The following is a 15,111-nucleotide window of genomic DNA, read 5'->3' as shown; positions in this document are numbered from 1 at the left end:
CCTACTTCCCCAGCCAATGTTTGAGCCATTAGCTCAGTTGGTAGAGCACCTGACTTTTAATCAGGGTGTCGAAGGTTCGAGTCCTTCATGGCTCACCATTATGCGGAAGTGGCTCAGGGGTAGAGCATCGCCTTGCCAAGGCGAGGGTCGCGGGTTCGAATCCCGTCTTCCGCTCCATTCCTTCTCTTAATACAAGGTGAAGGTTTTTTTCTTGCCAAATTTACGGCCCGTTGGTGAAGCGGTTTAACACACCAGCCTTTCACGCTGGCATGCAGGGGTTCGAATCCCCTACGGGTCACCAAAAGCGGACGCTTAGCTCAGCTGGGAGAGCATCTGCCTTACAAGCAGAGGGTCGGCGGTTCGATCCCGTCAGCGTCCACCAGATGGAGCTGTGGTGTAGAGGCCTAACATGCCTGCCTGTCACGCAGGAGATCGCGGGTTCGAATCCCGTCAGCTCCGCCATTATTTTGAGCCATTAGCTCAGTTGGTAGAGCACCTGACTTTTAATCAGGGTGTCGAAGGTTCGAGTCCTTCATGGCTCACCACATTATGCGGAAGTGGCTCAGGGGTAGAGCATCGCCTTGCCAAGGCGAGGGTCGCGGGTTCGAATCCCGTCTTCCGCTCCAGATGTGCGGGTGTAGTTCAATGGTAGAACATCGGCCTTCCAAGCCGAATGCGAGGGTTCGATTCCCTTCACCCGCTCCATGTTAATATTCCTCAGTAGCTCAATGGTAGAGCACCCGGCTGTTAACCGGTAGGTTGCAGGTTCGAGTCCTGCCTGAGGAGCCAGATATGCTTCCTTAGCTCAGTTGGCAGAGCGCTTCCATGGTAAGGAAGAGGTCACCAGTTCGAGCCTGGTAGGAAGCTCCATGAAATGGCCCGTTGGTGAAGCGGTTTAACACACCAGCCTTTCACGCTGGCATGCAGGGGTTCGAATCCCCTACGGGTCACCACAAAAGCGGACGCTTAGCTCAGCTGGGAGAGCATCTGCCTTACAAGCAGAGGGTCGGCGGTTCGATCCCGTCAGCGTCCACCATTTGATGCGGAGGGATACCAAAGTGGCCAACTGGGGCGGACTGTAAATCCGCTGGCATTGCCTTCGTAGGTTCGAATCCTACTCCCTCCACCATTCCTTAAGTGTTGGGGAATAGCCAAGCGGTAAGGCAACGGACTTTGACTCCGTGATGCGTAGGTTCGAATCCTACTTCCCCAGCCAATGTTTGAGCCATTAGCTCAGTTGGTAGAGCACCTGACTTTTAATCAGGGTGTCGAAGGTTCGAGTCCTTCATGGCTCACCATATTATGCGGAAGTGGCTCAGGGGTAGAGCATCGCCTTGCCAAGGCGAGGGTCGCGGGTTCGAATCCCGTCTTCCGCTCCAACTTGAAAAAGAGGACTTCGTTGGATGAACTCAACGAAGTCCTCTTTTTTGTATGTCGTGCTGCAATCCGTTTTTTTATTTCGGGGAAGCCAGACAGGTACGAATCAATCTGCCCAAACAAAAACGATGAGAGAAATCGGGCAGGAAAGTACAGAATAAAGAAGACCGAGGGAGCATTTGCGTGACCGGAAACCCGAACCGTGTAATAAATCTCATAAGAAAAGATCAATCCCGAATATAACAGAAAGACGCCTGCATGACGGTTTTTTTTATTGTTGGAAGAAAAAGCATCGGTGAGCAGGATGGGTTACTCATTATGCAATCCCGGTCAGCGGAGATCAGGCGGATGAACATATTCTTGTTCCAAGGCAAAGATATGGGCTAATCCTACCGTGCAAGTGATTGGTCTTCACAGAAACTGACAATCTTGATCAAGAGGGAATGCGGAGAAACCAGTGAACGGATGCAGTTTCGTGAAATGCCGGGCAGCCGGTTTCGTCCGGAAAAGAGATCAATGAGAAATGCATTTGTCCTGTGCCATGGGTTGTTCCCGATCCGGCATTTTTTGGTGCGGGGCAAGATCACGGCTCATCAATTTTCTCCGATTATCCTGGATTCTATCAATCTATCTATTAAATTTTTAATAAGAATGGTGCACGATCATTAAAAATGTGCTACTTTATTCCTCTTATTTGAATAAATATACCAAAATAAGCAGATTATTTCCAAAATATTTCTGTAAGTAAATGAAATTCTGTGCTAAAATGAAAGCGCTTCGTTCATCAGATTGTTGATCATCCAATACCTTGTATTTCATACGCCTGTAGTTCGATAAAAAGGAGAATGGCTATGGAAAAGAAACCGATTACGATTATTGGCATGCCAATGGATCTCGGTCAAGGGCGCCGGGGAGTTGATATGGGTCCGAGTGCCATTCGCTATGCTTCAGCGCAAGCTTTGTTGCAAAAGCTTGGATATGAAGTGGAAGATTTGGGTGATTTGCACGTGCCCAGTCCCGAATCAAAGTCAGCGGGTGATCCAAAGTTAAAATATTTGAATGAAATCAGGGATGTCTGCGAAAAATTGGCTGAAACCGTCTCCGGGGTGATTGCGCGCGATCGTTTCCCGCTTGTGTTGGGCGGAGATCACAGTATGGCAATCGGAACAATAGCAGGTGCAGCAGCGCAGTATGAAAATATGGGGGTTATTTGGTATGATGCCCACGGGGATTTAAATACAGGGGAAACCTCTCCTTCAGGTAACATCCATGGAATGTCCCTGGCGGTCAGTCTTGGAATTGGTCATCCGGACCTGGTGAATATCGGCGGATTTGCCCCCAAGGTACGACCGGAACATACGGTGATTATCGGGGCTCGGGAGCTGGACCCGGGTGAGCGGGACTTGATCGGTCAGCTTGGGATCAAGGTGTTTACCATGCATGAAATCGATCGCCTCGGCATGGCGCGTGTGATGGAGGAAGCCATCGGGATCGTCTCCAATGGAACGGATGGCGTTCATTTAAGCCTGGATCTGGATGGGCTTGATCCGAAAGATGCTCCCGGAGTAGGAACACCGGTACCGGGCGGGGTTACTTACAGAGAGAGCCATCTGGCCATGGAGATGCTGGCAGAGGCAGGGATTGTGACATCCGCCGAATTTGTCGAAGTGAACCCGATTTTGGATCGGGAAAATCAGACAGCAAAAGTGGCAGTTGCCCTCATGGGATCTGTATTTGGACAAAAAGTGCTATAATCAGAGCCTGTCGCGTAACCTTCGATGGTTGCGCTTTTTTATGGATGCTTCGCTGTAACGGCTTAAAGAAGGAAAGGAAAAAAGTGTCGCTTTGTACTTCACCGCACATTATGGCATAATAAAAAAAGATCGAAAAATGAATGTTTATACATTAACCAAAATTTTTTTATTTAATTTATCAAATTTTATGCCTAAATTCTATTATTCAATTTTGAGCGACTCAGAGAAAGAAGGAGGGAAATGAGAAGCGATTGATTTTTAGGATGAAGCATCGTTCTTTTATCGATTGTAAAAGGGATGGTTGTGAAACTTTTAGCAAGAGCCGGGATCGTCTCCGCCTGCGTCCCGAGTGGGGATTCCCGCGACGGAAGAAAAGAGGGCTTCATGTTTTGGTGCATCCGGCCGCTTTTTTCCCAGCGGTTACCGGTTGCTGAAGTCTTGTGTAAATCTGAACATGAGCGATATGGCGGTTACCCGCAAGACCTAGCGTGCAATGAGTCAGGGGGGATCGGAGCATTTGGTAAACAGAAAGGCCTTCGCTGATTGATGAACATAAAAGCTTTCTCATATGAAGGGGTGACGGAATGAATCCTTTAGCAAAACAGGCTTCAGCCAATGAGAATCCGTTAAGGCGGGATGTGCGCTTTCTCGGTCATATTCTGGGCGATGTTCTCGTGATGCAAGGAGGAAAAGAACTCCTCGACCGTGTCGAAAAAATTCGCGAACTGACCAAGCAGCTTCGCCGCTCCTATGATCCTGCCGTGCTGGACCAATGCAAATCGGAGATCCGTCAGCTATCGCCGCAGATGCGTCAGAATGTGATCCGTGCATTCGCCATCTACTTCCAGTTGGTCAATATTGCCGAGCAAAACCACAGGGTACGGCGGCATCGTTTTTATCGCCGGTCCGAGGCAGGAGTTGTTCAACCATTTTCGATTGAACATGCAGTTCAGGAGTTGAAAGAAAAAGGCATGACTGCGGAACAAGTGGAGAAAGCATTGCCGTTTCTCTCGCTTGAGCTGGTGATCACTGCCCACCCGACGGAAGCGATGAGGCGAACGACGCTCGATATCCATCACCGCATCGCCGAACTGATGATGAAACTGGATCATCCTTACACCACCGAAACAGAGCGGGAAGAGATCCGCAGAAATCTCTTGGGTGAAGTGACGGCTTTATGGCAAAGTGATGAATTGCGGAGACGGAAACCGACCGTGATGGATGAGGTTCGCAATGGGCTTTACTACATTGACGAAACGCTGTTTGAAGTTTTGCCCGTCGTTCATCAAGAGCTGACCCGCTGTTTAAACCGCATTTACCCCGAGAAGAAGTGGCAGGTTCCTTCCTTTTTGCGCTTTGGTTCCTGGATTGGCGGAGACCGTGACGGAAACCCTTCGGTTACACCGGACGTAACCTGGAATACGCTGGTGCTGCAAAGAAATTTGATCATCCGAAAATACAAAGAAGCTTTGCAAAGCCTGATTAAAAAACTGAGTTATTCCACGCGGAGAGTGTCCATTTCCGATGCGCTTTGCGAGTCTCTGCTAAGGGATGAAGCAGAGGTGCAGCTGGAAGATGTCGGGCAGGGGAAATGGCGGAATGAGAACGAACCTTATCGCCGCAAGTGCACTTTTATGTTAGCCAGGTTACATCATACGCGTACCGGCAAAAAGGAGTTGGGGGCTTACCGGACAGCCGGAGAATTTATTCGCGATTTAACCTTGATTCAGGAAAGTCTGCGTTTGCATCATGCAGATGTCCTGGCCGATCATGATCTGGCCCATCTGATTCGCCAGGTGGAATTGTTCGGTTTTCATCTGCTCACCTTGGATATTCGCCAGCACAGCGCCGAACATGAAAAAGCGTTAACCGAAATATTGGGTAAATTGGGAATTGAGGAACGATATGATCGATTGCCGGAGCAGGAGAAAATCTCTTTACTGACCGAATTGTTGCAAGATCCGAGGCCTCTTACTTCCCCTTTTGTCAGCTACTCCCCGGATACGGAAAAATGTTTGGAGCTCTTTCGCATGATCGCCAGAGCAAAACAGGAATTTGGCGAAGAAGCGATCCGCAATTACTTGATCAGCATGACCCAGGGGACGAGCGACTTGCTCGAAGTGGTTTTGTTCGCGAAAGAAGTGGGACTGCACCGTTTGCACGGCGGCAAAGAATCAAGGCTCCATGCCGTTCCGCTCCTGGAAACCATTGACGACCTGCACCGGGCCGAAGAGATTATGGAAGCATATTTTCAGCATCCCGCCTTTATTCCCTTCTATCATGGAGAGCAGCCGGGGCAAGAAATTATGCTCGGGTATTCCGACAGCAACAAAGACGGGGGTGTGATTACTGCGAACTGGGAGTTGTATCAAGCCCAGCTGAGACTGAACCGCCTGGCGGAGAAGTATGGGCTGAGACTGAAATTTTTCCATGGTCGGGGAGGAGCATTGGGGCGCGGTGGCGGACCTTTGCATCGCAATATCCTGGCAAATCCCGATTCCGCTTTGCTGGGGGGCATCAAGATCACGGAACAGGGGGAAGTGCTTTCGTCCCGTTATTCGCTGAGGCCGATTGCACTCCGGAGTTTGGAACAGGCAACGGCGTCTTTGCTCCTTTCGACCACGACCGCAGTGACGAATGGACATCATGAACTTGATCCGGCATGGGAGAAGGCGATTGAGGAAGTGTCGGGATACGCATTGGAACAATATCAGCAACTCGTCTTTGGCGATGCTGACTTCCTTGGCTTCTTCAACGATGTGACCCCGCTTCCGGAGATAGGGGAACTGAAAATCGGCTCTCGTCCCGCCAGACGCAAAAACAGTCAACAATTTGAAGATCTGAGGGCGATCCCCTGGGTGTTTGCGTGGACGCAGACGCGTTACCTCTTCCCGGCCTGGTTCGCTGCCGGAACGGGACTGGGAAAATATCTCGAGCGAAACGGGGAGAAGGGATTGCGCCTTTTGCGCGAGATGTATCAAATGTGGCCGTTTTTCCATTCCCTGATCGACAATTTGCAGATGGCTCTGGCAAAAGCCGATTTGGTTATCGCCCGTGAGTACACGTCGCTGGCTAAAGATTCAGCGGCCGGAGAGCGGCTGTTTAAACTGATTGAAAAAGAATTTATGCTTACGCGCGAAAAAGTGCTCGCGATTTCGGAACAGGAGGAATTGCTGGATCGTGTGCCTGTCATTCAGGAATCGATTCGCCTGCGTAATCCTTACGTTGATCCTCTTAGCTTTATCCAGGTCTTTTTGCTTGCCAAACGGAGAAAAGAAGAAAATGATCAAACCCTGGCCGATTCCCTTTTGGAAGAAGTGCTGCTGACGATTAACGGGATCGCCGCCGGGCTCAGAAATACGGGTTAAAAAGCGCAGAATGTTTCCTGCCTGCTCATTTGGGGCAGGTTCTTTTTTGTGTGGGATTTTATTGCGGGGGCGGGTTACGGACACCTGTGCTCCTCATTTTCCGCGGCAGCCGGTTAGGGGGTTTCCCATCCGCTGCGATATAATGGAAGAATAACGGGTGATGGAATGCATCGCAGCAATGATGTAGCATAATAATGGGGAACTGAATGGATGGAGGGGACGCATGCAGTCTTTGTTGGAGATTCGCAGTTACTTGAATGATATTATTGATATATTGATCGTCAGCTATATAATCTATCATCTGTTAAAACTTTTGCGTGGTACCAGAGCCGTTCAACTTTTAAAAGGACTTACCGTTCTGATCATCATCTGGTTGATCAGCAACGTATTTCATCTTCGCACACTGGAATGGCTGATTCAAAACCTGTTTTCCGTCGGTGTCATTGCGGTGATCATCATTTTTCAGCCGGAGTTGCGCCGCGCATTGGAGCAACTGGGAAGAGGCGGTTTTTTCGGACGGAGTGTCCAGGCGGAAGATCAGATCGTCACCAGTGTGGTCAGCGATATAGCCAAAGCGGTTTCAACTCTGGCCAAGCAGCATACGGGAGCCCTGATCGTAATTGAAAGGCAGACAGGGCTGTCTGATTATATAGAATCGGGAACGTTGCTGGAAGCGAAGTTAAGCCCGGAATTGATTCGCAATATCTTCATTCCCAAAGGTCCTTTGCACGACGGGGCGGTTATCATTCGCCGGGATCAGCTGATGGCGGCGGGGTGTTATCTGCCTTTGAGCGAAAGCCCTTATATCAGCAGGGAATTGGGGACGCGCCATCGTGCCGGGATCGGCATTTCCGAAATGTCCGATGCGGTTACTGTGATCGTCTCTGAAGAAACGGGCCAGATCTCGCTGGCGGTGCATGGGCGTCTGGAGCGAAACCTGAGTGAAGAAACGCTGGTATCCCGGTTATATGAAGAATTGAAGCCGCCGGAGAAATTTGCGGTTGTATTTTGGTCGCGCAAGGAGAAAGAAGGGAAGAGGACGGATGAATAAATGGCTTCAAAATGACTGGATTTTGCGGATCATTTCGTTGGCTTTGGCCATCCTGCTATGGTCGGCTGTAACCGACACCTCCCTCTCTTCATCTTCAAGCGATACGCATATTCGGGAAGCAACGGTCCAAGTGAAGTACGATGACGAACACTACGATCTGGTCGGAAAACCCCCAAAAGTGGAATTGATCGTAGAAGGCAACCAAGCCTTCTTCGGGCATTTTTCGACGAATTATCGCCTTTATGTCGATGCACGGCGTGTTGGGGCGGGAACACATCAGTTACCGGTTCAGGTGAAAGGATTGCCGTATCCTGTCGATGCCCGGGTGGAGCCGGCGCGGATCGATGTGACCCTGGTTCCCAAGCTGCAAAAGGAGATGCATGTGGAACCGGAATTGATCGGAAGCGTCCCGGACGGCTTTAAAGCGGGGACTCCCGTGATCAATCCGGACAAAGTATTGGTAAAAGGAACGGAAGCGGAACTGAAAAAGGTAACTTCTGTCAAAGCGATTGTCAATTTGAATAATAAGAAGAAATCAGTGAATCAAGTCATTGTACTCCAAGCATACGGTGAAAACGGACCTTTATCCAACGTCGAAATTGAGCCGAAAACCGCAGTGGTGCAGGTTCCGATCAGCATTCCCGGCAAGACCGTGCCTCTTTCAATCGAACCGGGGAAAGCGCCGCCCCCCGAATACGCCGTAGCCGGGATCGATACCAATGTGGATCAGATTACCGTGTACGGACCGATGTCATATCTGAATCATTTACAATTTTATGCAGGTCCCCAGCCTGATTTATCGGACATAACGGAAGACACAACGTTGGTGATGCTGGTTCCGGTTCATAGTCCGGCCATAAAAGTGGAACCCAAAGAAATAAAAATCTATGTTAAAATGATTCCTGCTGAGACAAAAGTGATCAAGAACGTTCCATTGGAAGTAACAGGATTAAATGGAGGGGTGAATGCCCGGATCCTTTCACCGTCCGATGCGAAATTGAATATCACTCTTTCAGGAGCACCCAAACAGATCGACCAGCTTGGTGCAGCAGATGTACGGGCACTGGTGGATGTTTCAAATCTGTCCGCTGGAGTCCATGATGTGCCAATCCGGTTTGTTCTTCCTTCCTACGTGCAGGTCGTGGGTCAAGATAAGTTAAAAGCAAAGATCCAAATTTTAGGGTAACGGATTTGTTGGTTGCTTACATGAGGAGGAGAAAATGTATGGGTAAGTACTTTGGAACCGATGGAGTACGGGGAGTGGCAAATGAGACCTTAACACCGGAATTAGCCTTCCGTTTGGGGCGGTGCGGCGCTTATGTACTGACGAAAGAGAAAGAACGGCCGAAAATCGTTGTGGGTAGGGATACGCGCCTCTCCGGTGAATTGCTTGAATCCGCGCTGATCGCAGGAATCATGTCAATCGGATGCGACGTCATCCGTTTGGGGATCGTGACCACTCCGGGTGTCGCTTTCCTGACACAACACCTGGAAGCCGATGCGGGCGTGATGATTTCTGCATCTCATAACCCTTTTCCGGATAACGGCATTAAATTTTTCGGTGCGGACGGATATAAACTGTTGGATGAAACCGAAGCGGAAATCGAGGCGCTGATGGATGAAAAGGAAGATCGGCTGCCACGTCCGGTCGGAGATAAAGTCGGCCGGGTGACTGACCAGCCGGATGCGGTTTCCGCCTATCTCGATCACCTCAAAAATACGATTGATACGGATCTGTGTGGAATGCATATCGTGGTGGACGGGGCAAACGGGGCTGCATATGAACTGGCTCCGCTGTTGCTCCGGGATTTGGGTGCAGATGTAACGGCGATCAATGTCAATCCGGACGGAGTGAATATTAACGTAGAGTGCGGCTCGACTCATCCCGAGCGGCTTCAGAAAGAAGTTCTGAAAAAACAGGCCCATCTGGGATTAGCCTTTGACGGAGACGCTGACCGCCTGATCGCTGTCGATGAAAAAGGAAATCTGGTGGATGGGGATCAAATTCTGTGCATATGCGGTTCCTATTTAAAAGAAAAAGAGAAATTGAAAGAAAATACGATTGTGAGTACCGTCATGAGTAATATCGGTTTTTATAAAGCGATGGATGAGCTGGAGATCCGGACGGAAAAAACCAAAGTGGGCGACCGCTATGTGATGGAAAAAATGAGAGAGGGCGGTTATAACCTGGGCGGTGAACAATCAGGCCATATTATTTTCCTTGATTACAATACCACCGGAGATGGAATGTTGACCGCCGTTCAGCTCCTACGCGTGGTCAAGGAAAAAGGGCAAACCCTGTCCGGCCTGGCGTCGATGATGCGAAAATATCCTCAATTGCTCGTGAATGTGAAGGTAAAAGACAAGGCGGGTTGGGATCAAAACGAAGCGATTCGCCAAAAAATTGCCGAAGTGGAAAATGCGCTCGGCAGTGACGGGCGAGTTCTGGTTCGCCCGTCGGGAACTGAACCGCTCATCCGCGTGATGGCTGAAGGACCGGACGAAGAGGCGCTCCGGGAATATGTCGGCCGCATTGCGGATGAAGTGAAAAAGCAACTCGCCTGAGATGTGCCGACACCGACACATTATTTTAACATTTGCCGTATAAGAAGGGGGATGTAGGGTTTCGCCTTTCCCCCTGGCCCTTTTTTGATCGGACTGCTTTACATTTTTGTTATTTTTGAATAATATAATCCCATAGGCGAAGTAAAAACATCGCCTTCTTCATTTTTTGGGAGGTGAAGAAGCGAAAAGGGAGAAGCAGAGGTTTGGAAAAGTTGTCGAAAAGCGCCAGGACTGCGGTGTGAACGAAGACTCCGCAGTTGACGAGGTGGAGGAGTATCGAAAAGATCGGCGGATACCTCCCGGCTTTGCGCCAGAGCCGAGGAATCGCTGTTCAAACCGGTGAGGCGACTCATCGAACAAAAACAGCGATATGGCGTGAATGAGCAGACAGAAAAAATAATAAAAAGAAACGAATCAGATCAACCTTTTTGTTGAGCGGATGTTTTTGCTGAAGAAAAGGGAGGGCATGAGAAGAAAGATCCAGTTTAAACAAAATTGTTGTTTTGTCAAACACTACCTGGCTTACACATTCTCACTCAAAAAACTGAATAGGGAAGCTGAGTGTTTTACGGCACTTTGCGTTTGGCAAACAGACAATAATCAACCTGTCTCCTGAATCTTCGATCCGTGCTCAGCAAAAAGGGATAAATTTAGGGGGTTTTCATAACTATGTGCGGAATCGTAGGTTACATCGGAGCCAAACAGGCGCAAAATATTCTGCTGGAAGGGCTCAGCAAGCTGGAATACCGTGGGTATGACTCGGCCGGACTGGCTGTTTACAACGGAGAAACGATCAGCGTTAACAAAGCGCAAGGGCGCTTGTCCAACCTCGAGGAGAAACTGGCCGTTCGCTCCTTGCCGGGAGTGCTCGGAATTGGTCATACCCGCTGGGCGACACACGGGAAACCATCTGATGAAAATGCCCATCCCCATGTGGACAGCACGGGACGGTTTGCAGTTGTTCACAACGGGATTATTGAGAACTACATCCAGCTGAAGGAAGAGTTGATGGCCAAAGGCCATACTTTCCAATCGGAGACCGATACCGAAGTCGTGGCCAAACTGATCGGAGACCTGTGGAACGGAGATTTGGTTTCGACGGTACAGGCAACGGTATCCCGACTGGAAGGCGCGTTTGCGCTCGGTGTAATCAGTGAGAACGAACCGGATAAGCTGGTTGCGGTTCGTTATGCCAGCCCGCTGGTCGTCGGAATCGGCCAGGGAGAGAATTTCATCGCTTCGGATATTCCGGCCATTCTCAAGCATACCCGCGAAGTCTACATCCTCGAAGACGGGGAAATGGCCGTTTTGACCAAAGACCAAGTGAAGCTGATGAAAGTTGACGGAACCCCGGTTGAACGTGAGCCGATGCATGTTTCCTGGGATATTGAAACGGCGGAAAAAGGCGGCTATGACCATTTCATGCTGAAAGAGATCCATGAACAACCAAAAGCGATCCGCGATACACTGGCAAGCCGGATCAAAGATGGTTTGGTCGATCTTTCAAACGAAGTGGCTCTCAGCCCGGAAGCGATCCGTAACATCGAAAAGATCCACTTTGTGGCCTGCGGAACAGCTTATCACGCCGGACTGGTCGGCAAATACGTGCTCGAGGATTTGGCCCGCATTCCGGTTGAGTGCGATGTGGCTTCGGAGTATCGTTACCGTGATCCGATCATTACGGATAAAACATTGGTTGTGGTCATCAGCCAATCGGGTGAAACAGCGGATACGCTTGCTGCCCTCCGCGAAGCAAAGAAACAAGGGGCCCGCGTGCTGGCGATTACCAACGTGGTCGGATCGAGCGTGGCGCGTGAAGCCGATGATGTAATCATCACCTGGGCAGGACCGGAGATCGCTGTTGCCTCGACCAAAGCCTATACGTCGCAGCTGATCGCCATCTACCTGTTGGGCCTCTACTTTGCACAGGTGCGCGGTCATAAAAGCGAAGCGGAATTGAAAGAGATCATCAGCCATTTGGGACAACTTGCCGGGCTGGCGGAACAAGTTTTGGAGTATGAAGGGAAGATTGCCGAATTTGCCCGTTCCATCGCTGACAACGAGCATCTCTTCTTCCTGGGCCGCGGTTTGGATTATGCTGTCGCGCTCGAGGGTTCGCTCAAGCTGAAAGAGATTTCCTATATCCACTCCGAGGCTTATGCCGCCGGGGAGTTGAAGCACGGAACCTTGGCTTTGATTGAAGAGAATATTCCGGTCGTCGCCCTTGCCACCCAATCGTCTGTTTTTGATAAAATGGTGAGCAACATTCAGGAAGTAAAAGCGCGGGGCGCCAAAGTACTCGGTTTTGCCGTTGAAGGGGACAGTGAGTTGCAAAAATCGGTGGATGAAGTAATCACCATTCCAAAAACCATCGACTTGCTCGCTCCGGTTCTCACCGTGATCCCGCTCCAGCTCTTCGCTTATTATGCCTGCATCCAACGCGGGTATGACGTGGATAAACCGCGCAATCTGGCGAAAAGCGTAACCGTGGAATAAAATGTTTGACCATAAACTCCATTGACTGGCTGACATTTTGTTTGGCCGGCCGGTGGAGTTTTTTTCTTTATTAACACGAAGAATGCCGTTTACAAACCCTTAAGGAGTCCCGCCGCAACAAGCGAATGGTTGCGACAGGATTTTTCTGTTTACGGATGTGCGGACAAGTTTCGGATTATCCCGGCCAGCGAGACGATGGCTTCATGCAACTGATCGGGAGAGGCGTAGGCATAGGAAAGCCGGATATTCCGGGTTGCGCCTGGATCGTACATATTGCCGGGATTGAGCAGAATGTCCTTTTTCAGTGCCTTTTCAAAAACCTCGCGCATGGGAAGCGGGGAAAGGAGATGCAGCCAAATATAAAAACCGCCTTTGGGAACGGTCCAGGCGGCCAGATCGGAAAAAGAAGCATGCAAGGCTTCGACTGCCGCGGCTCTCCGCTTTCTCAGTTCTGCCCGAACCCGCTTCAGATGCTGTTCATGGAGCCCGCTGGACAGCCATCTGGCCACCACCCACTGCGACAGGGAACTGGAGCCGTAATCCGTCTGCATTTTGATATCGGCCAATCGTTCGATAACCGGTTCCGGGCCGACCACCCAACCGATTCTCAAGCCCGGACTCAAGGTTTTGGACATGCTGCCGAGATAGAGGACGAGCCCGTTTTTGTCGATTGCTTTCAGGGGAGGAGGGGGCGGTTCGTCCAGCCACAGATCGCGGTATACATCATCCTCAATAAGCGGTAAACGCTCCTGTTCACAGATGCGCAGCAGGTCTCTGCGCCTTTGTTCCGACATCAGGATGCCCGTCGGATTGTGAAAGGACGGGATCGTGTAAAGCAATGAAGCATTTTGCCGCTTTTTCTGCACGGGAATGTATTTGATCTGCACCCCCTCCTGATCCAACGGGAGGCCGGATAACCGCATCCCGGCTGACTGGAAGACATGAAGCGAATAGAGATATGAAGGTTTTTCCAGCAGAATCGCAGAGCCCCGCTTCAACAGGCCGAGCGCGATCAGTTGCAAGGCCTGCAAGGCACCGGACACGATCAAGATGGAGGAAGGGGAAGCATCGATTCCGATCCTTTTAAGATGCTTGCTCAGTTGCTCCCTGAGCAGGGGCAGTCCTTTCGGCTCTTCATAGCCAAGTGAATCAATTTGATCCGGCAGCCGGGACAAAACGGTTTTCAGCATGTCACGGGGAAAGAAGTCGGGAGAGAGCTCCCCTGTTCCCAGGCGGATGATGTGCGGGTGGAATTCCGCCCGGTTGATTTCCTGAATGGTCGGCAAATTGGGGGGATGGATTCCGGCATCAACGTAGGCGTTCCAATCAGGCGGACGGGTAGAGTGCATCAGGGACCATGTATTGTTAATGATCCGTGTTCCGCTTCCGCTGTTTCCTTCCAACAGCCCTTCCGCCATTAAGTCGGCTGTGGCGGCAACAATGGTGCTCCGGTTTACCTTCCAGACTTTTGCCAAATAACGTTGCGGCGGAATTTTGCTGCCAACCGGCCACTCGCCATTTTTGATCTTTTCCCTGATGTATTCCCTGATCTGGATATAGAGAGGAACAGGGGATGATTTGTCGGGTTTCCAATGGGTATCAATCATGGTTGTGATCCATCCTTTTACTTTTCTGTGTCAAATCGCGTTGGAAGCCGGGCATGGCCAGAAGAGGCACCACTCCCCCACCGGTTTTGCTCCGGCTTCTCCTTCAGGTTTCTGCTGACAGGGGATGGACGATTCTGTTTTTGTTAATTGTACAACTTGGTTGGGTTGGAATCCATCCAATTGGCGGGCGACAGGATGCAAAATCTTTTGTACGATGGAACCATACTTTTTTCGGAGGGATTTTGATGGTTTCTGCATTTTTACATGGATTAATTCTTGCCTTTGGACTGATATTGCCGCTCGGTGCGCAAAACGTTTTTGTTTTTAACCAAGGGGCCTTTCATCGGCGTTTTCGTCAGGCCTTGCCGACCGTCCTGACCGCCGCGTTGTGCGATACCCTGTTGATTACATTGGCGGTGCTCGGGATTTCTCTGGTGATTTTGGGATCATCATGGATCAAAACGGTTCTCCTTGGCATGGGGGTTTTGTTTTTGCTGTACATGGGATGGAATACCTGGAAGGTGACGCCCGGAGCTGACGGCGGCCTTGACCATCCGCGGGAGACCTTCTCCGCCCGGAAGCAAATTGCGTTTGCAGCGTCTGCTTCCCTGCTTAATCCCCATGCGATCATGGATACGACGATGGTGCTGGGGACAAGCTCTTTGCAGTACGCCGGGATGGAAAAAGCGGCTTTTGCCGTTGCCACGGTACTTGTTTCATGGTTCTGGTTTTTCGGATTGGCCCTGGCGGGGCGCTTTCTGGGGGAACTGGACAGCTCAGGGCGGATCATGATGATTTTGCAGAAGATTTCAGCTTTGGTGATGTGGGGGGCAGCGGTTTATCTTGGATTCTCTTTATGGTGAAAAGAAAAAACCGGTTTCCAGCCAGATGTT

At 50.4% G+C, this 15,111-nt stretch carries 8 protein-coding genes and 16 tRNA genes; 23 read left to right on the top strand and 1 reads right to left on the bottom strand.

Annotation, left to right across the window (positions count from 1 at the left end; all coding sequences use genetic code 11):
* The first annotated feature begins 22 nt into the window (after positions 1–22).
* The 22 genes from I8U17_RS15425 (at position 23) to glmS (ending at position 12,611) form a co-directional block, all read left to right on the top strand.
* Positions 23–98: transfer RNA gene (locus I8U17_RS15425), tRNA-Lys, on the top strand.
* A gap of 4 nt (positions 99–102) precedes the next feature.
* Positions 103–177: transfer RNA gene (locus I8U17_RS15420), tRNA-Gly, on the top strand.
* Between the two features lie 47 nt (positions 178–224).
* Positions 225–301, top strand: a tRNA-Glu gene (locus I8U17_RS15415).
* Positions 302–306: 5 nt separating this feature from the next.
* Positions 307–382 (top strand) — tRNA-Val (locus I8U17_RS15410).
* 3 nt (positions 383–385) lie between these two features.
* A tRNA-Asp gene (locus tag I8U17_RS15405) sits at positions 386–462 on the top strand.
* A 7-nt stretch (positions 463–469) separates the two neighbouring features.
* Positions 470–545 (top strand) — tRNA-Lys (locus I8U17_RS15400).
* 6 nt (positions 546–551) lie between these two features.
* Positions 552–626 (top strand) — tRNA-Gly (locus I8U17_RS15395).
* 5 nt (positions 627–631) lie between these two features.
* A tRNA-Gly gene (locus I8U17_RS15390) sits at positions 632–705 on the top strand.
* Between the two features lie 9 nt (positions 706–714).
* Positions 715–789: transfer RNA gene (locus I8U17_RS15385), tRNA-Asn, on the top strand.
* Positions 790–794: 5 nt separating this feature from the next.
* Positions 795–870: transfer RNA gene (locus tag I8U17_RS15380), tRNA-Thr, on the top strand.
* Between the two features lie 6 nt (positions 871–876).
* Positions 877–953 (top strand) — tRNA-Glu (locus I8U17_RS15375).
* A 7-nt stretch (positions 954–960) separates the two neighbouring features.
* Positions 961–1,036: transfer RNA gene (locus I8U17_RS15370), tRNA-Val, on the top strand.
* Between the two features lie 8 nt (positions 1,037–1,044).
* A tRNA-Tyr gene (locus I8U17_RS15365) sits at positions 1,045–1,129 on the top strand.
* 12 nt (positions 1,130–1,141) lie between these two features.
* A tRNA-Gln gene (locus tag I8U17_RS15360) sits at positions 1,142–1,216 on the top strand.
* Positions 1,217–1,222: 6 nt separating this feature from the next.
* A tRNA-Lys gene (locus I8U17_RS15355) sits at positions 1,223–1,298 on the top strand.
* A gap of 6 nt (positions 1,299–1,304) precedes the next feature.
* Positions 1,305–1,379 (top strand) — tRNA-Gly (locus I8U17_RS15350).
* Positions 1,380–2,228: 849 nt separating this feature from the next.
* Positions 2,229–3,131: an arginase gene (gene rocF, locus I8U17_RS15345; protein WP_033101993.1), complete on the top strand. Its 903-nt coding sequence runs from the start codon at positions 2,229–2,231 to the stop codon at positions 3,129–3,131.
* A 584-nt stretch (positions 3,132–3,715) separates the two neighbouring features.
* Positions 3,716–6,499 carry a phosphoenolpyruvate carboxylase gene (gene ppc / locus I8U17_RS15340; RefSeq protein WP_198059751.1) on the top strand — a complete coding sequence of 928 codons (2,784 nt, stop codon included), beginning with the start codon at positions 3,716–3,718 and terminating at the stop codon, positions 6,497–6,499.
* Between the two features lie 223 nt (positions 6,500–6,722).
* Positions 6,723–7,550 carry a diadenylate cyclase CdaA gene (gene cdaA, locus I8U17_RS15335; RefSeq protein WP_033101991.1) on the top strand — a complete coding sequence of 276 codons (828 nt, stop codon included), beginning with the start codon at positions 6,723–6,725 and terminating at the stop codon, positions 7,548–7,550.
* A complete protein-coding gene (locus I8U17_RS15330; RefSeq protein ID WP_198056436.1) occupies positions 7,543–8,736 on the top strand; it encodes a CdaR family protein in 1,194 nt (397 codons plus the stop codon). The genes cdaA and I8U17_RS15330 overlap by 8 nt, the downstream gene beginning before the upstream one ends.
* Before the next feature lie 38 nt (positions 8,737–8,774).
* Positions 8,775–10,115 (top strand): phosphoglucosamine mutase, encoded by a 1,341-nt coding sequence (gene glmM / locus I8U17_RS15325; protein WP_198056437.1) that lies wholly within the window; start codon positions 8,775–8,777, stop codon positions 10,113–10,115.
* Positions 10,116–10,784: 669 nt separating this feature from the next.
* Positions 10,785–12,611: a glutamine--fructose-6-phosphate transaminase (isomerizing) gene (glmS, locus tag I8U17_RS15320; RefSeq protein ID WP_198056438.1), complete on the top strand. Its 1,827-nt coding sequence runs from the start codon at positions 10,785–10,787 to the stop codon at positions 12,609–12,611.
* A 149-nt stretch (positions 12,612–12,760) separates the two neighbouring features.
* On the opposite strand, the gene I8U17_RS15315 is transcribed toward glmS, so the two are convergent.
* The gene (locus I8U17_RS15315) at positions 12,761–14,218 is read right to left on the bottom strand and encodes an aminotransferase-like domain-containing protein (protein ID WP_198059750.1); all 1,458 of its coding nucleotides are present in this window, start codon (positions 14,216–14,218) and stop codon (positions 12,761–12,763) included.
* Positions 14,219–14,463: 245 nt separating this feature from the next.
* On the opposite strand from I8U17_RS15315, the gene I8U17_RS15310 reads away from it, so the two are divergent.
* Positions 14,464–15,081, top strand: coding sequence for a LysE/ArgO family amino acid transporter (locus I8U17_RS15310; protein WP_198059749.1), 618 nt, complete (start codon positions 14,464–14,466; stop codon positions 15,079–15,081).
* Positions 15,082–15,111 lie beyond the last annotated feature (30 nt).

It is taken from the genome of Thermoactinomyces sp. CICC 10521 (assembly GCF_016055135.1).
Taxonomy (GTDB): Bacteria; Bacillota; Bacilli; order Thermoactinomycetales; family Thermoactinomycetaceae; genus Thermoactinomyces_A; species Thermoactinomyces_A daqus.
This window is presented reverse-complemented; position numbering and strand designations above follow the sequence as displayed.